The organism is Nocardioides maradonensis (genome assembly GCF_054777115.1).
This window is the reverse complement of record NZ_BAAHAZ010000005.1, coordinates 276,534-297,015: the sequence shown is the minus strand read 5'-3', so window position 1 is coordinate 297,015 and position 20,482 is coordinate 276,534. Positions and strand designations below refer to the sequence as shown.

The 20,482-nt window shown below is 72.7% G+C and carries 14 protein-coding genes; 11 read left to right on the top strand and 3 right to left on the bottom strand.

What is annotated here, in order from left to right:
* The first annotated feature begins 45 nt into the window (after positions 1–45).
* The 5 genes from ACYVAQ_RS08100 to ACYVAQ_RS08080 all read left to right on the top strand — a co-directional run bounded on the left by ACYVAQ_RS08100 (position 46) and on the right by ACYVAQ_RS08080 (position 5,506).
* Positions 46–1,866 (top strand): phosphoenolpyruvate carboxykinase (GTP), encoded by a 1,821-nt coding sequence (locus ACYVAQ_RS08100; RefSeq protein ID WP_460788070.1) that lies wholly within the window; start codon positions 46–48, stop codon positions 1,864–1,866.
* A gap of 106 nt (positions 1,867–1,972) precedes the next feature.
* Entirely contained in the window at positions 1,973–2,641 is a 669-nt protein-coding gene (locus ACYVAQ_RS08095; RefSeq protein WP_460788068.1) for a lysophospholipid acyltransferase family protein, read from the top strand.
* A gap of 19 nt (positions 2,642–2,660) precedes the next feature.
* Positions 2,661–3,815, top strand: coding sequence for a zinc-binding dehydrogenase (locus ACYVAQ_RS08090; RefSeq protein WP_460788066.1), 1,155 nt, complete (start codon positions 2,661–2,663; stop codon positions 3,813–3,815).
* 1 nt (position 3,816) lies between these two features.
* Complete coding sequence (locus tag ACYVAQ_RS08085; protein WP_460788064.1) at positions 3,817–4,665, top strand: tryptophan 2,3-dioxygenase; 849 nt, start codon at positions 3,817–3,819, stop codon at positions 4,663–4,665.
* Positions 4,658–5,506 (top strand): hypothetical protein, encoded by an 849-nt coding sequence (locus ACYVAQ_RS08080; RefSeq protein WP_460788061.1) that lies wholly within the window; start codon positions 4,658–4,660, stop codon positions 5,504–5,506. Before ACYVAQ_RS08085 ends, ACYVAQ_RS08080 begins: the two co-directional genes overlap by 8 nt.
* A 3-nt stretch (positions 5,507–5,509) precedes the next feature.
* Here the strand turns inward: ACYVAQ_RS08080 and ACYVAQ_RS08075 are convergent, their stop codons facing one another.
* On the bottom strand, positions 5,510–6,190 hold the full coding sequence (locus tag ACYVAQ_RS08075; RefSeq protein ID WP_460788059.1) for a YcnI family copper-binding membrane protein: 681 nt from the start codon (positions 6,188–6,190) through the stop codon (positions 5,510–5,512).
* A gap of 117 nt (positions 6,191–6,307) precedes the next feature.
* On the opposite strand from ACYVAQ_RS08075, the gene ACYVAQ_RS08070 reads away from it, so the two are divergent.
* Positions 6,308–7,909 (top strand): copper resistance CopC/CopD family protein, encoded by a 1,602-nt coding sequence (locus ACYVAQ_RS08070; protein WP_460788056.1) that lies wholly within the window; start codon positions 6,308–6,310, stop codon positions 7,907–7,909.
* Between the two features lie 14 nt (positions 7,910–7,923).
* Here ACYVAQ_RS08070 and ACYVAQ_RS08065 read toward each other — a convergent pair whose 3' ends face one another.
* Together ACYVAQ_RS08065 and ACYVAQ_RS08060 are read right to left on the bottom strand one after the other, a co-directional pair.
* Positions 7,924–9,639 (bottom strand): FAD-binding dehydrogenase, encoded by a 1,716-nt coding sequence (locus ACYVAQ_RS08065; protein ID WP_460788054.1) that lies wholly within the window; start codon positions 9,637–9,639, stop codon positions 7,924–7,926.
* 84 nt (positions 9,640–9,723) lie between these two features.
* Positions 9,724–11,310 carry an adenylate/guanylate cyclase domain-containing protein gene (locus ACYVAQ_RS08060; protein ID WP_460788051.1) on the bottom strand — a complete coding sequence of 529 codons (1,587 nt, stop codon included), beginning with the start codon at positions 11,308–11,310 and terminating at the stop codon, positions 9,724–9,726.
* 36 nt (positions 11,311–11,346) lie between these two features.
* On the opposite strand from ACYVAQ_RS08060, the gene ACYVAQ_RS08055 reads away from it, so the two are divergent.
* The 5 genes from ACYVAQ_RS08055 (at position 11,347) to ACYVAQ_RS08035 (ending at position 20,472) form a co-directional block, all read left to right on the top strand.
* Positions 11,347–11,856, top strand: a complete 510-nt coding sequence (locus tag ACYVAQ_RS08055) for a nuclear transport factor 2 family protein (RefSeq protein WP_460788049.1) — start codon at positions 11,347–11,349, stop codon at positions 11,854–11,856.
* The gene (locus tag ACYVAQ_RS08050; protein WP_460788046.1) at positions 11,826–12,347 is read left to right on the top strand and encodes a PGPGW domain-containing protein; all 522 of its coding nucleotides are present in this window, start codon (positions 11,826–11,828) and stop codon (positions 12,345–12,347) included. The genes ACYVAQ_RS08055 and ACYVAQ_RS08050 overlap by 31 nt, the downstream gene beginning before the upstream one ends.
* Before the next feature lie 46 nt (positions 12,348–12,393).
* The gene (locus tag ACYVAQ_RS08045) at positions 12,394–13,605 is read left to right on the top strand and encodes a hypothetical protein (protein ID WP_460788042.1); all 1,212 of its coding nucleotides are present in this window, start codon (positions 12,394–12,396) and stop codon (positions 13,603–13,605) included.
* A gap of 190 nt (positions 13,606–13,795) precedes the next feature.
* On the top strand, positions 13,796–17,128 hold the full coding sequence (recC, locus tag ACYVAQ_RS08040; RefSeq protein ID WP_460788039.1) for an exodeoxyribonuclease V subunit gamma: 3,333 nt from the start codon (positions 13,796–13,798) through the stop codon (positions 17,126–17,128).
* The gene (locus tag ACYVAQ_RS08035; RefSeq protein WP_460788036.1) at positions 17,125–20,472 is read left to right on the top strand and encodes a UvrD-helicase domain-containing protein; all 3,348 of its coding nucleotides are present in this window, start codon (positions 17,125–17,127) and stop codon (positions 20,470–20,472) included. Before recC ends, ACYVAQ_RS08035 begins: the two co-directional genes overlap by 4 nt.
* Positions 20,473–20,482: the final 10 nt, after the last annotated feature.

Genomic DNA, 20,482 nt, shown 5'->3' with positions numbered 1-20,482 from the left:
AACGTCGCCCCACCCTGATCAGGACCGAAAGGCTGGCAAAGGCACATGGTGGATGTGGAGAAGGCGCTCGATGAGGCAGGCCTCACGAACCCCCACGTTCGGGAGTACGTCGCGCACTGGGCGGGGGTGACCGGAGCGGCCGACGTCCAGGTCGTCTCGGCCGATGACGACGCCCGGCTGATCGAGGAGGCGCTGGCCTCCGGCGAGCTCCTTCCTGCCGGTGAGGGCAGCTACTACTCGCGGTCCTACTACAAGGACACCGCACGCGCCGAGGAGCGCACGATCGTCGCGACCAGCGACGAGCGCGATAAGGGCACGTACAACAACTGGCGTCCCGCCGCGGAGATGAAGCCGAAGCTCATCGAGCTGATGACCGGCGCCTCCGAGGGCAAGACCATGTACGTCATCCCCTACCTGATGGCGCCGGCCGGCGGCCCCCTCGACAAGTTCGCCGCGGGCGTCGAGCTCACCGACAACGTCAACGTGGTGCTCCAGATGATCCGCATGTCGCGGGTCGGTGTGGACTACATCAACCACATGGGTGACGACTTCGTCCGCGCGGTCCACGTGACCGGCGACCTGCCGAACCTCGGCCAGGGCACCCCGGACGACAAGCGCTACTTCGTGACCGTCGCCGACGAGCGCACGATCCTGCACTTCGGCTCGTCGTACGGCGGCAACGCGCTGCTGGGCAAGATCGCCCACGGCCTGCGCCAGGGCTCCTACGACGGGTGGAAGAACGGCTTCCTGGTGGAGCAGTTCATGCTGCTCGGCATCACCGACAAGGAGACCGGCGAGAAGTACAACATCTGCGGCGGCTTCCCGTCGGCCTCCGGCAAGACGAACCTCGCGATGACGCTGGCCCCCGACGCGCTCGGTGACCGCTACTACGTGGAGTTCTACGGCGACGACATCGCCTGGATCTGGGTCGACGAGAACGGCGTGCTCCGCGGCTTCAACCCGGAGAACGGTGTCTTCGGCGTCGCCAAGGACACCAACGAGAAGACCAACCCGACCGCGATCGAGTCGATCAAGCCGGGTCTGGGCGTCATCTACACCAACGTCGCCTACAACGAGAAGACCCAGGAGGTCTGGTGGGAGGGTCGCGGCGACAAGCCGACCGACCTCGACGGCTGGCTGGACTGGAAGGGCGAGAAGATCGCCGACCGGCAGGGCGAGGACATCGACGCCCCGTGGGCGCACCCGAACTCCCGGTTCACCACCACCCTGGCCAACGTCCCGAACGTGGCCAAGGACTACGACGACGCCGCCGGTGTCGAGATCCACGGCATCATCTTCGGTGGCCGTACCCGCGATCGTGAGCCGCTGATCCGCGCGATCGACGACCTGGCCGAGGGCGTGTACGACGGTCTCACGCTGGGTGCCGAGGCGACCGCCGCGGCCGACGGCCTCGAGGGCGTGCTCCGCTACGACCCGATGTCGATGCGCCCGTTCATGTCCTACCCCGAGGCCGACTACGGCCAGCACTGGCTCAACGTGGTGGGCAAGGCGACGAACAACCCGATCTTCGCCCACGTGAACTGGTTCCAGCGCGGCGAGGACGGCCGGTTCCTGTGGCCCGGCTACCGGGAGAACCTGCGCCCGCTGCTGTGGCTGATGCAGTACCGCAACGGCAAGGTCGAGGGCAACAAGACCGCGGTCGGTGTGATCCCGAAGCGCGAGGAGCTCAACCTCGACGGCCTGGACGAGCAGACGCTCGCCGACCTGGACACGATCCTGACCATCGACAAGGACCGCTGGATCCAGGAGATGGGCTACCGCGAGAAGCACCTCGCCCAGTTCGAGGGCCTGCCCGAGGAGATCTGGGAGGCGCACCGCCGCGTCGCCCAGGCGCTCGAGGACTGATCCTCTCTCGACCAGGCTCACCGGACGTCATACGTCGCGAGCGCTCCAGCGCTCCGAACGTATGACGTCCGGGCGTTTTCGGGCCGGAGAGGACTAGGTTTCGGACATGTGGTTCTTCCTGCTGAAGTGGGTCGTGCTCGGGCCGGTCGTCCGCTGGTACACCCGACCGCAGACGATCGGCATGGACCGGGTGCCGCGCACCGGTCCGGTGATCGTCGCGCCGAACCACACCAGCGAGATCGAGTCGCTCGTGCTGTGCCTGGTGCTGCGCCGGCAGCCGCGCTTCATCGCGAAGGCCGAGTACTTCTCGGGCAAGGGACTCCGCGGTTTCGCCGACCGGCTGATGGTCAAGGCGACCGGGCAGATCCCCGTCGACCGGTCGGGCGGTGACAAGTCGTCGGCGGCACTGGAGGCGGCTGCCGCCACGCTGCGCAAGGGTGACGTGTGGGCCGTCTACCCGGAGGGCACCCGCTCACCCGACGGCCGGCTCTACCGCGGCCACACCGGCGCCGTGCGCGTCGCGCTGGAGGTGCCGGGCGTGACGCTGGTACCGGTCGCGATCAGCGGCGCGCGGGAGGTCGACAACCCCGGCCGGCGCGGCTGGAAGCGGGGGCGGGTCCGGATCGAGTTCGGCGAGCCGCTGCCGCTCTCGTCGTACGACGCCGCCAGTCCGGACGACTGGCGCACCGCCACCGACGACCTGATGCGCCGGATCCAGGCGATGAGCGGGCAGGAGTACGTCGACAGCTACCCGCCGCGGCGGTCGCGCGGGTAGGGCGGCATACGCTGCGGGCATGCGCGCCGTCGTCTGCCACCAGTCCGAGCTCTCGGTCCGGGAGGTGCCGGACCTGACGCCCGGCCGGGGACAGGTCCTCATCGACGTCGAGCGGTGCGGCATCTGCGGGTCCGACCTGCACGCCCGCATGCACGGCGACGAGACCGCGAAGGACGTCGCCGAGCTCGGCTACGACGACTTCATGCGGTCCGACCAGCACGTCGTGATGGGCCACGAGTTCGTCGGCACGATCGCCGACTACGGCCCCAGGACCCGCAAGGCGTGGCCGGTCGGCACGCGCGTGGTGTCCCTCCCGGTGCTGCGCCAAGGCGGCGCGATCCAGCTCACCGGGCTCTCCGAGAAGGCCCCCGGTGGGTACGCCGAGCAGGTGCTCGGCACCCAGTCGATGACCATGCCCGTGCCGGAGTCGGTGCCGGCCGAGCACGCCGCGCTGACCGAGCCGATGGCCGTCGCGCTGCACGCCGTGCGCAAGGGCCAGGTCGGCGCGAAGGACACCGCGGTCGTGCTGGGCTGTGGCCCGATCGGGCTGGCCGTGATCCTGATGCTCAAGGCCAGCGGGGTGCGCCACGTCATCGCCAGCGACTTCTCGCCGGGTCGCCGCGCGCTCGCGGAGCGCTGCGGTGCGGACGTCGTCGTCGACCCCGCGACCGACTCGCCCTGGACGAGCTTCCGCGACAGCAAGCGCTACCTGACCGAGCCGACGGCCCTCGCGGGCATGGGCATCGACGCGATGGACAAGCTGACCGCCGTACCGATGCTTCCCTGGCAGCACCTGATGCGGGCCGCCGAGAAGGCGGGCGCGACGCCGCGCGGTCCGGTCGTCTTCGAGTGCGTGGGCGTGCCCGGGATGATCGAGCACGTCGTGTCGTCGGCGCCGCTCCTGTCGCGCGTCGTCGTGGTCGGTGTGTGCATGGAGACCGACTCGTTCCGCCCGTCGATGGCGATCAACAAGGAGATCGACCTTCGCTTCGCGTTCGCCTACGACCCCAGCGAGTTCCACCAGACGCTGCAGTGGATCGCGAAGGGCAAGGTGGACGTCGCACCGCTGATCACGGGCACCGTCGGGCTGGACGGCGTGGCCGGTGCGTTCGCCGACCTCGCCGACCCGGAGCGGCACGCGAAGATCCTCATCGACCCGAAGCTCGGGGCCTGACGTGGGCGCCGGTGAGCGCGAGATCGAGGCGGGCATCCGCACCGACTTCCGCTCCACCATGGACTACGCCGGGTACCTCGACCTCGACACCCTGCTCTCCGCCCAGCACCCGCTGAGCAGGCCGGAGCACCACGACGAGCTGCTCTTCATCGTCCAGCACCAGACCACCGAGCTCTGGTTCAAGCTCGTGCTCCACGAGCTGCGCGCGGTGCGCTCCTACCTCGACGAGGACGACGTCAGCCGCGCCCGCAAGGCGCTCGCGCGGGTCAAGCACATCTTCCGCACGCTCGCCGAGCAGTGGTCGGTGCTGGCGACGCTCACGCCCACCGAGTACGTCGAGTTCCGCGGCTTCCTCGGGTCGTCGTCGGGCTTCCAGTCGCACCAGTACCGCGCGGTCGAGTTCATCCTCGGCAACAAGAACGCCGGCATGCTGGCGGTGTTCGCGTCGAAGCCCGAGGTGCACGCCGTGCTCGCCGAGCTGCTCGAGGAGCCGACGGTGTACGACGCCTTCCTCCGCTTCCTCGCGCGGAAGGGCCATGCCGTCCCGCCGGGTGTGCTCGAGCGGGACGTGCGCGCCGCCTGGGTGGAGTCGGACGACCTGGTGCCGGTGCTGCAGCGGATCTACGCCGACACCGAGGCGCACTGGGAGGAGTACGCGACCTGCGAGGACCTCGTCGACCTCGAGGACGCCTTCCAATTCTGGCGCTTCCGGCACCTGCGGACCGTGCAGCGGACGATCGGCTTCAAGACCGGCACGGGCGGATCGTCGGGCGCGGCGTTCCTCAAGCGGGCGCTCGACCTGACGTTCTTCCCCGAGCTCTACTCGGTGCGGACCGGCATCGGTGGCTGAGACACTCCTCCCTGGGGTGATCGACCGCCACGTCCACCTCGGGCTCGTCGACCATGCGCTGCTCGCGGGTGGCCCGGTGGTCGAGGTCCACGACCTGGGCTGGGTGCCGGGTGAGATCCTGGCCCTGCGGGACTCCCCGCCGGCAGGGGTGCGGGTACGGGTCGCCGGTCCGTTCCACACGGCTCCCGGGGGCTACCCGTCGGGCCGGTCGTGGGCGCCGGCCGGAGCGGTGCGGGCGGTGGTGGACGCCGCCGACGCCCGTGCCGCGGTGGGTGAGGCGGTGGCAGCCGGCTACGACCTGGTGAAGGTGGCGCTGAACGCCTCGATGCCGCTGCTCCCGGATGACGTGCTGGTGGGGATGGTCGAGGAGGCGCACGCCGCCGGGTTGCCGGTGGGGGTGCACGCCGAGGGTCCGGGCCAGGCGGCACGGGCCATCGATGCGGGCGCCGACGTGCTGGTCCACGCGCCGTGGGAGCCGTTGTCCGACGCCGTCCTCGAGCGCGGCCGGGCGATGACCTGGATCTCGACGCTGGCCATCCACGCGCCCGGGGATCGGGAGGTGGCCATCGACAACATCCGTCGCTTCCGGGCGCTCGGCGGCACGATCCGCTACGGCACCGACATGGGCAATGGGCCCACCCCCGTCGGGCTCAACGAGGCCGAGGTGCTGGCGCTGGGCGAGGCCGGGCTCGAGGGGCCGGACCTGCTCGCCGCCCTGTGCGGGGAGCACCCCGGCGACGTACCGGCGGAGAGGTTGCTGACCTCGCCCCTCCCGGAGCCAACCACGGCCGCCGAGGCGGTCGCGTGGTTCCGCTCCGCCCGCCGACTCGTGCGGCCCTGACCGTCAGGAGCCCTTGCGGCGCAGTCCGAGTGCGGTGCCGCCGGCGGCGATGACGACGGCGAGCCCGGACAGGCCCAGCGCCCAGTCCGAGCGGCCGTTGCCCGACGAGCCGGTGCCGGCCGCGGCCTCCGTCGAGGACTCGCCGGCGGGGGCGAGGGTCAGCGTGGGCGCCGGGTGCTCCGGCTCGGCCTGGCCGGCGACGGTCGGCTGGATCCAGCGCGCGACCTCGCCGTCGGAGTAGGTCTGCAGGACCTTGAAGACGACCGAGCCGGAGTCGGGCAGCGGCCCCAGCGAGACGCTGAACTCCTGGAACTCGCCGGGCTTGATCGCGGTGGCACGCGAGGTGGCGGTCCAGGTGATCTGGGAGACGGCCTGGGAGACCTGGCCGTCGTCGGTCGTGATCGGCTGCTTCAGCTTCTCGTCCACGACCCGGTAGCGCCACCCGGCGACCGGCCGCACGGCGACCGAGCCGAAGGGCTGGTCGGCGGGGAAGTAGACCTGCAGCTTGGTGGTCGACGCCGTGTCGGACTCGGTGGGCACCCGGAAGGAGAGCGTGGTGTAGCCGCCCCCGGGAGCGGTGTCGGGGTTGACCGTCACGTGCGCGAGGGCGGGCGCGCCGAGAGCGACGAGGGCGACGGGGGCGACGGGGAGGGCGGCGATGCCGCCGAGCAGGGAGCGACGCATGGGGAGACCTTTCCGGCACGTCGTCCGCAGCCCCGAGTGGCGTCGGATCGACGGTCGGCCAGGACCGAGGTCCTACGATGCCGACAAGGGAATTACTACCTCACGAGGACGTATCCAGTGGCACTCTCTCGGGCCTGTCGGTGTGCCGTGCGCGCCGTGGTGGTGCTGGTGCTGGGTGCGTTGCCCGTGCTGCTGAGCCCGTCGGCGTACGCGCACGCGATGGTCGTGGCGAGCGACCCGGCTCCGGGGAGCCTGCTGCGGACGGCCCCGAAGGACGTGTCGATCACCTTCGACGAGGCGGTGACCGTCGTACCGGACGCGGTGCGGGTGTACGGGCCGGACGGGTCGCGGGTGGACCGGGGTGCGGTGCTGCGGCCCGGGGGCGCGGGGGACGAGGTCGGCGTCGCGATCGACGCGCGTGCGGAGGGGACCTACCTGGTCTCGTGGCGCGTCGTGTCCGCCGACTCGCACCCCGTCACCGGGGCCTTCACCTTCTCGGTGGGCAAGCGCTCCGGGGCTCCCACCGTCGCCGCCGTCGGTTCCGACCCAGGCCTCGGGAAGCTGCTCGGTCTCGCCCGTTCCGTGGGGTACGCCGGCTCGGCGCTCCTCCTGGGCGGCACGCTCCTGCTCGGGCTGGCGGGTCCGCCCGCACCGGGACAGGCGCGCGGTCGCCGCCGGCTCCTGGGGATCGGCCTGGCCGCGCTCGTGGGCGGAGCGGTGGTCGCCCTCCTCGTCCAGGGTGCGTACGACGCCGGGCTGGGCTGGTCCGCGACCGGCCGCCCCTCGCTCGTCGGCGACCTGCTCGCCACGACCTTCGGCCACGGGCTGCTGCTGCGGATCGCGGCAGCGGTCGCGTTCGGGGTGGTGCTGGCGGCGGGACGCGGGATCGTGCGGAGCGTGCTGCTGGTCCTGTGCGGTCTCGGCGTGGTGATCTCGTTCGCGATGACCGGGCACGGGGTGGCCGGTCCGCTGCAGCTCGTCTCCACCTCCGTCCACGTGGCCGTCGCGTCGATCTGGCTCGGTGGGCTCGCCGTGCTGGCGGTGCTCGTGCTGCCGAAGCCGGCCGACGCGCGGGTGCTGGTCACGCGCTTCTCGCGGGTGGCCGCGGTGTGCGTCGCGGTCCTCGTCGTGACGGGGACCTACCAGGCGTGGCAGCAGGTGGGGGCGTGGGGCGCACTGACCGCGACGACGTACGGACGCGAGCTGCTGGTCAAGCTCGGGCTGGTGCTCCTCGTGCTGGTCGCCGCGTCTTTCTCGCGCCGCTGGGTCGAGGGTCCGGACACGAACCCGGTGGCCCGGCTGCGGCGCAGCGTCGAGACGGAGCTGGTGCTCGGCATGGCGGTCATCGGCGTGACGGCCGTGCTCGCGACGACGATGCCGGCGACGGTGGCCTACCACCCGTCGGTGTCCGCCCACCTGGTCGCCGGGCCCGACAGGGTCGAGGTCGCGGCGGTGCCCGCCGGTGACCGCACGATGGACCTCGACCTGGTCCTGCTCGACGGGGCCCAGCGGCCGACGGACCCGCCCGAGGTCGACGTCGCCGTGGCCCTCCCCGGTCAGGACCTCGGTCCGCTGCCGGTCACCCTGCACCGGGTCGGGCGGGGGCACCTGGCCGGCACTCTCGGCGTACCGGTGGTGGGGACGTGGACGCTCTCGGTCACCGTCCGAACGTCGGCGATCGACGAGTACGTCGTCACGACGCACCTGCCGATCCGCTAGCCCGAGGCTAGGGGTCAGCCGCGGGCCAGCGCCCGCCCCAGAGCCCGCCCGCTGAAGATGCAGCCGCCGAGGAAGGTGCCCTCGAGCGCGTTGTAGCCGTGCACGCCGCCACCGCCGAAGCCGGCGACCTCGCCCGCGGCGTACAGGCCCGGGATGACGTCGCCGGAGGGCCGGACGACCTGCGAGTCGAGGTTGGTCGCGACACCGCCGAGGGTCTTGCGGGTCAGGATGTTGAGGCGTACGCCGATGAGCGGGCCCTGCTCCGGGTCCAGGAACCGGTGCGGCTTGGCCACCCGGACCAGTTTGTCGGTCCAGGACCGGCGCGCGTTCGCGATCGACATCAGCTGGAAGTCCTTGCTGAAGCCGTTGGTGATCTCGGCGTCGCGGGCCTCGATCTGGCGGCGCAGGACGGCGGCGTCGAGGTGCGGACCGCGGGCCGGCGAGTCGCTGTCCACGATCCCGTTCATCTTCGCCACGAGCTCCTCCAGGGTGGAGGCCACGACGAAGTCGGCGCCGTGCTGCTTGAACGCCTCGACCGGGCCCGGCGCGCCCTTGGCCGCGCGCGACTTGAGCATGAACTTGAGGTCCTTGCCGGTGATGTCGGGGTTCTGCTCCGACCCGGAGAGCGCGAACTCCTTCTCGATGACGGACTGGGTCAGCACGAACCAGGTGTAGTCGTAGCCGCTGCGCCCGATCTCGGCGAGGGTGCCGAGCGAGTCGAAGCCCGGGTAGTTCGGCGCCGGCAGCCGCCGGCCGGCCGCGTCGAACCACATCGAGCTCGGGCCCGGGATGATCCGAATCGCGTGGTCGGGCCAGATCGGGTCCCAGTTGTGGATGCCCTCGGTGTAGTGCCACATCCGGTCGGAGTTCACCAGCCGCGCGCCCGCTGCCTGGGCGATGCCGAGCCCGCGACCGTCGACGTACGCCGGGACCCCGCTGATCATGTGCTTCGGCGCCGGACCGAGCCGGTCGGCCGGCCAGTTCGCGCGGATCAGCTCGTGGTTGTGGCCGATGCCGCCGGTGGTGATGGCGATCGCGGGGGCGTCGTACTCGAACTCCTCGAGGACCTCGCGCGACGAGGCGACGCCACGCTCCTCGGAGGACGGCTCCAGGATCGCGCCCCGGACCCCCGTCGCCGCACCGTCGTGCAGCACGATCTCGTCCACGCGGTGCCGGAAGGCGAACCTCACCAGCCCGCGCCGCTCGGCCTCCAGCACAGGCTCGGCGAAGACCCGGACGACCTCGGGACCGGTGCCCCAGGTCAGGTGGAAGCGGGGCACCGAGTTGCCGTGGCCGGACGCGTCGCCGCGGCCGCGCTCGGCCCAGCCCACGAACGGCAGCACCCGCAGCCCCAGCGAGCGCACGTAGTCGCGCTTCTCGGTGGCCGCGAACCGCACGTACGCCTCGGCCCACCTGCGGCCCCAGTGGTCCTGGCCGGGCGTGCCGTCGGGCTGGTCCTCGACCCGGTCGAAGCCGGCCGAGCCCTGCCAGTCCTGCCAGGCCAGATCGAAGGAGTCCTTGATCCCCATCCGGCGCTGCTCGGGGGAGTCGACGAAGAACAGCCCGCCGAGGGACCAGAACGCCTGGCCGCCGAGGTTCGCGCGGTTCTCCTGGTCCAGGACGAGCACCCGCTTGCCCGCCCGGGTCGCCTCGTAGGTCGCGACCAGGCCCGCGAGGCCCGCCCCGACGATGATGGCGTCCGGCTTGAAGTCGTCGATCTCCGCGCTCACGGAGCCGAGCGTAGTTGACCGTCGTACCTGATCGTTGGGCCCCATTTCGGCCGGAAAAAGGGCCAGATCATCAGGTACGACGGGCTACCCGCCCAGCGAGGCCGGGTTCGGCAGCGCCAGCAGGGTCGGCGTCGAGCGGCCGCGCAGCGTGGTGGCGCCCGCCTCGATCCACAGCCCGGCCTCCGAGGAGCCCGCGTCGCGGGCGGCGATCACCGAGTCCCAGGAGGCGACGACGCCGCCGGGGAGGTCCTTGGCGAGGTCGGTGAGCCGCGACGCGGAGTTCACCGCGTCGCCGATCACGGTGTACTCGTACCGCTGCTCGTGGCCGACGTTGCCCGCCACCACGGTGCCGGTCGCGACGCCGATGCCGGCGCCGACCTCGGGCACCTCGGCGGCCAGCCGGTTCGCGATCATCCGGGCCGCGCGCAGCGCCGCGGCCGCGTGGTCGGGCCGGCGCGCGGGCGCACCGAAGACGGCGAGCACAGCGTCCCCGATGAACTTGTTGACCAGCCCGTGCTCCCGGTCGACCTCGTCGACGACCACGCCGAAGAACCGGTTGAGGACCGACACGACCTCGGCGGGCGGCCGGCTGGCGGCGTACGCCGTGGAGCCGACCAGGTCGACGAACAGGACGGTCGCGATCATCGTCTCGCCGAACAGCGAGATCTCGCCGGTCTCGGCCGCGGTCGCCGCCTCGGCGACCTCCTGGCCGACGTGCCGGTTGAACAGGTCGCGGATCTTCTCGCGCTCGCGCAGGCCGCGCACCATCTCGTTGTAGCCGCTCTGGAGGGCGCCGAGCTCGGTGCCGTCGTACACGGCGACCTCCTCGAAGCGCCCGTGCCCGACGCCGAGCATCGCGTCGCGCACGGCGAGGATCGGTGCACGGACCGATCGGGCGTTGAGGTCGGTGAGCACGAAGCCGGTCAGCAGCACGACCACACAGGTGGCGATCGTGACGATCGCCAGCTGGTCGAGGGTCGCGTGGCTGTTGTGCAGGCCGATGGACGCGATGGACAGCAGGCCGAGCACGGGCGCGGCCGTGCCGACGATCCAGAACAGCACCATCCGAGGCCCCACGCCGACGCCGCGGACCGGCCGGGTCACCTGGATCCCGCTCATCGCGCGCGCCGACACCGGCCGCAGCGCGAACTCGCAGAGCAGGTAGGCGATCCCGGCCACCACGATCGAGCCGATCAGGATCGTCAGGCCGGTCATGGCGGCCCGCGACGGCTGCAGCTGGGTGAGGATCGCGGTCGACAGCACGCAGCCGCCGAACCAGATCACGAACTGGATCGCGGTCAGGTGCAGCGGCACCCGCAGCGCCCGGCGCCGCTCCTCGTCGTCCGGTACGGCGCCCGGCTCGGTCGCCCAGCGCAGTGCGCGCAGGCTCGCGGCGGTGCCCCAGAGCACGCCCACGATGGCGCCGACCAGCACGTAGACGGGGATCCCGATCGCCATCGCGATCTCCAGCCGGTGGCTCGGCGGCGGTGCCGGCACGGCCCACAGGTTGATCACCAGGGTGACGACGGCACCGGCCAGGTTCGTGGCCAGCAGCATCGCGGTGAGCAGCAGGCGGATCCGCAGCCGCAGCCGGCGTGGGTCCTGCTCGCGTGGCCCGAGCAGGCGCGACCCGAACGGGCTGCGCCGACCGGAGTCCTCCGCGTCGACCATGATCGGAAGCGTATTGGTTCTGGTTGGATCGGGAGCATGACCGCCGACGTGATGTTCAGCGCCGAGGAGATCACCGAGGCGTACGCAGCCTTCCACGGCCGCGTCGCCACGTTCGTGGAGTCCGGCGACTGGAGCGGGTACGCCGACCTGTTCACCCCCGACGCCACCTACGTCGAGCACGCGATGGGCACGTTCCGCGGCCGCGAGGAGATCCGGGCATGGGCGGTGCGGACGATGACGTCGTACCCGGGGCGGTTGATGACGGGCTTCCCGCTGTCGTGGCAGGTCGTCGACCCGGCGGCCGGCCGGCTCGTCTGCGAGGTTCGCAACCCGATGCCCGATCCCGGCGACGGAACGGTGCTCGAGGAGCCGAACATCACGATCATGACGTACGCCGGGGACGGGCTGTTCTCCTGCGAGGAGGACGTCTACAACCCGCTGCGCTTCCACGCGATGGCGCTGAGGTGGGCGCGGATCGCGGCCGCGCACGGGCGGGCCGACGCCGACGTGCTGGCGTGGCTGGAGAAGTGGGGCGGCTCGTCGTGATCGGCATGACCGGTGCGGCGAAGCGGGTGCTGCTCGAGGTGCTCGGGTGGCTGCTGCTCGCCGCCGGGGTCGCCGCGCTGATCCTGCCAGGCCCCGGTCTGCTGCTGCTCTTCGCGGGCCTGGCGGTGCTGTCGCGGCAGTACGCCTGGGCGCGGCGCTGGGTCGATCCGGTGCGGCTGCGGGCGCTGCGCGGTGCGGCCGACAGCGTGCAGACCTGGCCGCGGATCCTGCTGTCCTGCCTGGGCGCGGGGTGCCTGGGTGCTCTCGGGGTGCTCTGGATCGCGGACCCCGACGTGCCGTCGTGGTGGCCGCTCCGCGACGGCTGGTGGCTGCTCGGCGGCGCCTGGACCGGCGTCACGCTGCTGGTGTCGTGCGCGGCGGCGTACCTGCTGATCGGGTACTCCTTCCGACGCTTCCACGGCAGGCCCGACGCCCTGGCGGCGCTGTCCGGGGAGGTGGAGGAGGCCGACGAGGAGCTGCACCGGCGGTGATCCCGATTCGGCTGCGGGAGGCCGAATTGGCTCCTACGATCCAGAGATGCGGATCGTCGCTCGTCTCAGCGCTGCTCTCGTCCTCGCCACCTCGTTGGCTGCCGTCGCCGGCAGCGCCCAGGCCTCGCCCGGTGAGCGGTGGTGCGGACCCGGCGTGGCGAAGCCCTGCATCGAGTCCTTCACCTACAAAGGCACCGTGATGCACGCCAGCGACCCGATGGACCTGACGGTCACGCCGTTCGACACGCCCGGCTACGGCCACACCTTCACGTTCTCGGTCCAGCCGGACGGCAGCGCGCCCATCCCGGCGACGCTGTCCGAGGGCGACACGGTCAGCTTCGTGTTGGACACGGGCGCCCAGCACCCCGACTACATCGTTGGCTTCGAGCACCAGACCGACGTCGACGTCTGGCAGGACTCCGGCACCGGCGACTGGATGCTGCGGGTGACCGGCTCGGCGGTCCGGGTCGGCAGCGGCTGTAACGACGCCGCCACATGGCCCTGGCCCTGCCCGACGGTGTCGACAGGAGACTCGATCCTGTTCGAGGGCGACGTGACGGCGTACAACGCCGACGTGAACCAGGACTTCGTCGGCTTCTACGCCGGCACCAACGTCACCTACAACGGCATCTTCATGGACACCGACTCGACCGGCGCCAAGGTGCTCGACATGGAGGCGGTCGCGCCGCAGCAGTTCACCGACCACTCGCCCGTCGTCGGCTCTGTCCACTTCCGCGTCCCGAACGTGATGCTGCGCGAGGACTTCGGAATCCCGGACCCGAGCACGATGACCGCCGGCAGCATGACAGGCACGGTCAACGGCAGCTCGGCCACCTTCAACATCGCCCAGGATCCCGACGGCGGCGGCATGTACATCGACGTCAGTGGCTTCACCTTCGCCCCGCCCCCCGCCTCACCGCGGATGCGCGCCACGCTCTTCCGTGCCAAGCGCACGATCAAGGTGCGCGTCGGGACGATCAAGCCGACCAAGCCGGTGATCACCAAGGCCGAGCGTGTCTCCGGCCGCCGGATCTGGCTCACCCACACGCTCTCCAAGGCGCGCGGCGCCAAGGTGACCGGGTACGTCGCCCGCTGCGTCAACGGCTCCTCGGTCCTGACCGGTACCGCCGCGGCGACCGCCACGGGCATCGGCGTCGGCGGGCTGCGGGCCGCCAAGGCCTACGACTGCCAGGTCGCCGCGACCTCGAAGGTCGGCCGCAGCGCCTGGAGCGCGCCGGTGCACGTCCGCCGCGCCTGACCCCGTGGCCCGGCCGCCGCTGTAACACGTCGTTACGCGATCTGGTCGCCCGCTCAAGGCGCTACCCGCCTGTTCGAACGGGCTGCCAGCGCCCACTTCCGGCTGGTACGTCCCGCAACTGCGTGTTACAGCTGCCCGGCCAGGCCCGGCCCGCCCGATGGGTCGGAGGCACCCACTAGCCTCGCCACCGATGACCCTCCTGCTGCACCGCGCCCCGCGGACCGACGTCCTCGCCGACGGGCTGGCCGGGCTGCTCGCGCAGCCGCTGGCGGACCCGTTCGCGCAGGAGGTCGTCGTGGTGCCGGCGCGCGGGGTGGAGCGCTGGCTCTCGCAGCGGCTCTCGCACCACCTCGGCACGTCCGCGGGTGGTGACGACGGGGTCTGCGCGGCCGTCGACTTCCGCAGCCCGCACTCGCTGTTCGGCCTCGTGTCGGGGCGCCCGGAGGACGACCCGTGGGCGCCCGCCGCGCTGACCTGGCCGCTGCTCGCCGTCATCGACGAGGTCGTCGCCGAGCCGTGGGCGGACGTCCTCGCCCGCCACCTCGGCCGCACGACCGACGGCGAGGAGGCCGAGCTGCGGCGCGGCCGCCGCTTCGCCACCGCGCGCCGCCTGGCCCACCTCTTCGGCTCGTACGCCGCACAACGGCCGACCCTGCTCGCCGACTGGGCCGCCGGCACCGACCACGACGGCGCGGGCGGCGTGATCCCGGCCGACCTCGCCTGGCAGCCCGAGCTGTGGCGCCGCCTCGCCGCCGTGGTCGACGGCCCCGACCCGGTGCAACGTCACCACGATGCGGTCGGCCGCCTGCGCGCCCACGCCGACGCCGTCGACCTGCCCGAGCGGATCAGCCTCTTCGGCCACACCCGGCTCGCCGCCGGCGACCTCCAGCTGCTCGACGCCCTCGCGACCCACCGCGACGTCCACCTCTGGCTGCCGCACCCCTCGCCCGCGCTGTGGGACGCGCTGACCGACCCCGACCTGCAGGGCGTCGTGCCCCGCTCCGAGGACCGCTCCCACCAGAGGGTCGGGATTCCGCTGCTCGCCACCCTCGGCCGCGACACCCGCGAGCTGCAGCGGCTGCTCGGCACGGTCGACCACGTCGACGTACCGCTCCCGGCCACCGAGCAGCAGCCCGGCACCCTCCTCTCCTGGCTCCAGCACGACCTCCGCGCCAACGCCGCCGGCCCCCGCGCCGCACGCGACCTCCGCGACGACGACCGCTCGGTCCAGCTGCACGCCTGCCACGGCGCGGCCCGTCAGGTCGAGGTGCTCCGCGAGGTCCTGCTCGGCCTGCTCGCCGACGACCCGACCCTGGAGCCGCGCGACATCGTGGTGATGTGCCCCGACATCGAGGGCTTCGCCCCGTTGCTGTCGGCGGCGTTCGGCCTCGCCGACGTCGTGGGCCTCGAGGGCCACCCCGCCCACCGGCTCCGGGTGAGCCTCGCCGACCGGGCGCTCGACCAGACCAACCCGCTGCTCTCGGTGGTCGCCCGGCTGCTCGACCTGGCCGGCGGCCGGGTGGGCGTCGGGGCCGTGCTCGACCTGGCCCACTGCGACCCGGTGCGCCGCCGCTTCGGCTTCCGCGACGACGACCTCGAGCTGCTCGCGACGTGGGTCCAGCAGGCGGGCGTGAAGTGGGGCTTCGACGCGGGGCACCGGGAGGAGTTCGGCCTGGCGGCGTACGACGACAACACCTGGCGCTCCGGCCTCGACCGGCTGCTGTCGGGCGTGGCGCTGTCAGACGACAGCAACCTGATGCTCGGCGACGTGCTGCCGCTCGACGACGTGGGCAGCGGTGACGTCGACCTGATCGGCCGGCTCGCCGAGCTCGTCGCCCGTCTCGAGGCCGTGACCGACCAGCTGGTCGGCGTCCACCCGCTCGACCACTGGCTGCGGACCATCGAGGACGGCGTCGCCGCCCTGACGTCGGTCCGGCCCACCGACTCCTGGCAGCACGGCCAGGTCCAGCGCGAGCTCGACAGCCTGCGCTCGGCCGCGGGGGAGGCGGTCGAGCTGCGGTTGCCCGACGTCCGCGCGATGTTCTCCGAGCGGCTCGCGGGCCGCCCGACCCGCGCCAACTTCCGCACCGGTGTGCTCACCGTGTCGACGCTGGTCCCGATGCGGTCGGTGCCGCACCGCGTGGTGTGCCTGCTCGGCCTCGACGAGGGGGTCTTCCCGCGGGTCGGGGTCACCGACGGCGACGACGCCCTGGCCCGCCGGCCGCTCACCGGCGAGCGCGACCCCCGCAGCGAGGACCGCCAGCTGCTGCTCGACGCCGTGCTCGCCGCGACCGACACCCTCGTCATCACCTACACCGGCGCGAACGAGTTCACCGGCCAGCCACGGCCGCCCGCGGTCCCCGTCGGTGAGCTGCTCGACGCCCTGGACCTCACCGCGACGGCTCCCGAGGGCGCTGTGCGCGACAGCGTCGTCCTCGAGCACCCGCTGCAGCCCTTCGACCGGCGCAACCTCGTGGCCGGCGCGCTGGTGCCGGGCCATCCGTTCGCCTTCGACCGCTTCGCGCTGGCCGGTGCCCGCGCGATCGAGCGCGAGCGCCACCCCGAGCCGCCGTTCCTCGACGGCCCGCTGCCCGCTCCCGACCGCGGCGACGTCGCGCTCGACGACCTCGTCGACTTCTTCGGGTCCCCGGTCCGCGGCTTCCTCAAGCAGCGGCTCGGCATCGCGTTGCCCCGTGAGGACGAGCCCGTCGACGACCGGATCCCGATCACCGTCGACCCGCTGGAGGAGTGGGCGATCGGCCAGCGCATCCTCGACGACCTGATGCGCGGCCACTACCCGGAGCCGGCGGTCGAGCGCGAGCGGCGACGCGGCGTCGTCCCTCCCGGCGAGCTGGGCGAGCGCCTCCTGCGCAAGGTCATCGAGCGCGCCAAGCCGCTGGCGCGCGAGGCCCTCGGCCACACCGCCTCCCCGCCGCGGGCGGTCGACGTGGACGTCGACCTCGGCGGCGGGCGGCGCCTGCGGGGCACCGTCCCCGAGCTGTACGGCGACCTCCTCGTGCGGGTCAGCTACTCCCGGCTCGGCCCCAAGCACCGGCTGCACAGCTGGGTGAAGCTGCTCGCCCTCGCCGCCAGCGACGAGGACCGGCCCTGGCGCGGCCTCACCATCGGCCGACCCGAGGGCTGGGGTCGCGCCGACGTCGAGGTGTCGCGCATCGCGCCGCTGGACCAACGCGCGATCACCTGGCTGCGCGACCTGGTCGCGATCCGCGACGACGGCCTGGTCGAGCCGCTGCCGCTGCCGCTGAAGACGTCGCTGCAGTACGCCCGCGCCCGTCGTACCCGCACCGACGCGGACGCCGCCCTCGACCGCGCCGGTTTCCTGTGGCGCAAGGACGGCAGGTTCGAGGGCGAGATGGGCGACGCCGAGCACGTCCTGGTGTGGGGTGCCCGCGCCCCGCTCCCGGGCCGGGAGCCGGTCGACGGGCCCGAGACGAGCCGCTTCGGCGACCTGGCGATGCGGGTCTGGGGACCGCTGCTCGAGAGCGAGGTGGGGAGCTGGTGATCGACCCGACCCCGTTCGACATCCGCGGCGCCCTCCCCACCGGCACCACCCTGCTCGAGGCGAGCGCCGGCACCGGCAAGACCTTCACCGTCGGCGCCCTCGTCACGAGGTACGTCGCCGAGGGGCTCGCCACCCTCGACGAGATGCTCGTCATCACCTTCAGCCGCGCCGCCACCCAGGAGCTGCGCACCCGGGTCCACGAGCAGCTGACGAGCGCCGAGCGGGCGCTCGCCCGGCAGCTGGCCACCGGCGACGCCGCGGCCGACAACGAGCTGCTCGAGCACCTGCTCGATGCGACGCCCGCAGAGCTCGCCACCCGTCGGGAGCGGCTCGGCGACGCGCTCGCCGCCTTCGACAGCGCGACCATCGCGACCACCCACCAGTTCTGCCACGTGGTGCTGCGTTCCTTGGGCGTGGCCAGCGAGAGCGACACCTCGGCCACGCTCGTCGAGAGCCTCGACGAGCTCGTGCTCGAGGTCGTCGACGACCTCTACCTCGCCGACAACGGACGGCAGCAGGCCACGCCGCTGATCGACCGCGCCACCGCCGCCGCGATCGGTCGCGAGGCCGTCAACCACCAGAACGTCGACCTCGCCCCCGCCGACCCCAGCCACCCGGTCGCGGCGGCCCGCACCGACTTCGCCCGACGCGTGCGCGAGGAGGTCGAGCGGCGCAAGCAGCGCCTCGGCATCCAGTCGTACGACGACCTGCTGGCCCGCCTCGCGCACGCGCTCGAGGACGAGGCGGCCCCCGCCCGTACGCGGATGCGGACCCGGTGGCGGATCGTGCTCGTCGACGAGTTCCAGGACACGGACCCGGTGCAGTGGCAGGTCATCGAGCGCGCCTTCCACGGCCACTCCACGGTGATCCTGATCGGCGACCCGAAGCAGGCCATCTACGGCTTCCGCGGCGGCGACGTCGACACCTACCTGGCGGCGGCCGACCGCGCCACGAGCCGCTACACGCTCGCCACCAACCGGCGCTCCGACGCCGACCTGGTCGCCCGGCTGAACGCCTCGATCGGCAACGCCGGCCTGGGCAGCAGCGAGATCGTGGTGCATCCCGTCGAGGCGTTCCACCAGGAGAGCCGGCTCGTCGGCGCCCCGCATCCCGCGCCGTTCCGGCTCCGCCGGATGCCGCGCGCCGACCTCAAGCTGACCCAGGGCAAGGTGTCGTGGTGGGCCGCCCGCGACCGGGTCGCCGACGACCTGGCGGCCGACGTCGCCGAGTTGCTGAAGGCGCGGCCGTGCTGGTCCGACGTACCTCTCGAGGCGCACCAGGTCGCCGTCCTCGTCTCCGACCGCACCCAGGGCGAGGTCGTCCAGAGCGCCCTGCAGAAGCGGGACGTGCCGGTCGTCCTCAACGGCGGCGGCGACATCTTCCGCACGCCGGCGGCCGACGACTGGCTCACCCTGCTCAAAGCGCTCGAGGCGCCGCACCGCGCGCCGCTGGTGCGCTCCGCCGGGCTGACCTGCTTCTTCGGCCTCGGTGCCGCCGATCTCGTGGCGGGCGGCGACACGCTCACCGGGGAGATCGCCGACGCGCTGCGCGACGGGGCGATCCTGGTGCGCAGCCGCGGCGTCGCGGCGCTGATGGAGGCGTTCGAGGAGCGCGGCCTGAGCGACCGGATCCTCGGCCGGGTCGGGGGAGAGCGGCTGCTCACCGACGTCCGGCACCTCGGCCAGGTGCTCCACGACCGCGCGGTCCGCGACCGGCTCGGCCTCACCGCGCTGCTCGAGTGGTTCCGCGACGAGCGGCTGCGCACGGCCGCGGGGGAGCGGCCGCGGCGGCTCGACTCTGACGCCAAGGCGGTCCAGATCGTCACGATCCACGGCAGCAAGGGCCTGGAGTACCCCGTCGTCTACCTGCCGTACGCCTTCAACTTCTACGACCGCCCGACCACGACCGCGCTCTTCCACGACCGCTCCGACCCGGCCGCGCTGCGCCGCGTCATCGACGTCGCCGGCAGCGGCCGGCAGTGGAACGACAACCTCGAGGCGCACCGCTCCGAGGAGGCCGGCGAGGACCTCCGCAAGCTGTACGTCGCCCTCACCCGCGCCCAGTCCCAGGTCGTCGCCTGGTGGGCGCCGGCCGACGGTTCCGAGCGCGGCGCGCTGAGCCGGATGGTCTTCGGTCGCCGGCCCGGCGACCGCGACGTGCCCGCGACCGCGCAGGTCTACCCCGACGACCGGGCCGGCGAGATCCTGCACCTCATCGAGACGCAGTACGCCGGACCCGCGGCCGAGGTCGCCGCCCCGACCCGTGCCCGGCTGGATCCGGCTCCGCCCGACGACGAGGTGCTGGCCGCCCGGGTGTTCGGCCGGTCGATCGACACCGAGTGGCGGCGCACGTCGTACTCGGGGCTGATCCGGGTGGAGGAGCAGGCGATCGCGACGAGCGAGCCGGAGGTCAGCCCGAAGGACGACGAGGGTGACGACGACGCGGTCGTCGAGGACGTGGCGCCCCCGCCACCGCGCGAGGTCGAGGGTGACCTGCCGTCCCCGATGTCCGACCTCCCCGCCGGCGCCGGCTTCGGCTCCCTGGTCCACGCGATCCTCGAGCACGCCGACCCGTCCGCACCCGACCTGCGCGCCGAGCTCGCGCTGCGGGCCGAGGAGCAGCTGCGCTGGTGGCCGTCCGAGGCGACGCCCGAGCAGCTCGCCGACGCGCTGCTGCCGATGAACGCCACGTCGCTCGGCCCGCTCGCCGACGGGCTGACCCTCGCCGACGTCCCGCTGTCCGACCGGCTCCGCGAGCTCGACTTCGAGATCCCGTTGGACGGCGGCGACCTGGTCCGCGGAAGCCATGACGTCCGGCTCGGTGACCTCGCCCCGCTCCTGCGCGGGCATCTCGGCGACGACCCGTCGCCGAAGGCGCCGGGGAGCGCAGCGACCGACGGCATGGCGGCGTACGCCGACCGCCTCGAGCAGCAGCCGCTCGCCGACCAGTCGCTCCGCGGCTACCTCTCCGGCAGCGTGGACGTCGTGCTGCGGCTGCCGAGCGGCCGGTTCGTGGTCGTCGACTACAAGACGAACCGGCTCGGCGAGATCGGCCGGCCGGTGACCGCGGCCGACTACGCGCCGGCGTACCTGACTGAGGCGATGCTGCACTCGCACTACCCCCTGCAGGCGCTGCTCTACTCGGTCGTCGTCCACCGTTACCTGCGCTGGCGCGTGCCGGGCTACGACCCGGACACCCACCTCGGCGGCGTCCTCTACCTCTACGTCCGTGGCATGTGCGGTCCCGAGACGCCCGAGGTCGACGGGGTGCCGTGCGGGGTGTTCAGCTGGCGGCCGCCCGCCGCGCTGGTGGTCGCGCTCTCGGAGAGGTTGGCGGGCCGATGACACAGCCGGC

What these genes read in the sequence shown, in the direction of transcription:
- ACYVAQ_RS08055 (WP_460788049.1), top strand. Translation starts at nt 11,347, where the DNA reads ATGACCGCCGACGTGATGTTCAGCGCCGAGGAGATCACCGAGGCGTAC.
- ACYVAQ_RS08100 (WP_460788070.1), top strand. Translation starts at nt 46, where the DNA reads ATGGTGGATGTGGAGAAGGCGCTCGATGAGGCAGGCCTCACGAACCCC.
- recC (WP_460788039.1), top strand. Translation starts at nt 13,796, where the DNA reads ATGACCCTCCTGCTGCACCGCGCCCCGCGGACCGACGTCCTCGCCGAC.
- ACYVAQ_RS08075 (WP_460788059.1), bottom strand. Translation starts at nt 6,190, where the DNA reads ATGCGTCGCTCCCTGCTCGGCGGCATCGCCGCCCTCCCCGTCGCCCCC.
- ACYVAQ_RS08095 (WP_460788068.1), top strand. Translation starts at nt 1,973, where the DNA reads ATGTGGTTCTTCCTGCTGAAGTGGGTCGTGCTCGGGCCGGTCGTCCGC.
- ACYVAQ_RS08090 (WP_460788066.1), top strand. Translation starts at nt 2,661, where the DNA reads ATGCGCGCCGTCGTCTGCCACCAGTCCGAGCTCTCGGTCCGGGAGGTG.
- ACYVAQ_RS08060 (WP_460788051.1), bottom strand. Translation starts at nt 11,310, where the DNA reads ATGGTCGACGCGGAGGACTCCGGTCGGCGCAGCCCGTTCGGGTCGCGC.
- ACYVAQ_RS08045 (WP_460788042.1), top strand. Translation starts at nt 12,394, where the DNA reads ATGCGGATCGTCGCTCGTCTCAGCGCTGCTCTCGTCCTCGCCACCTCG.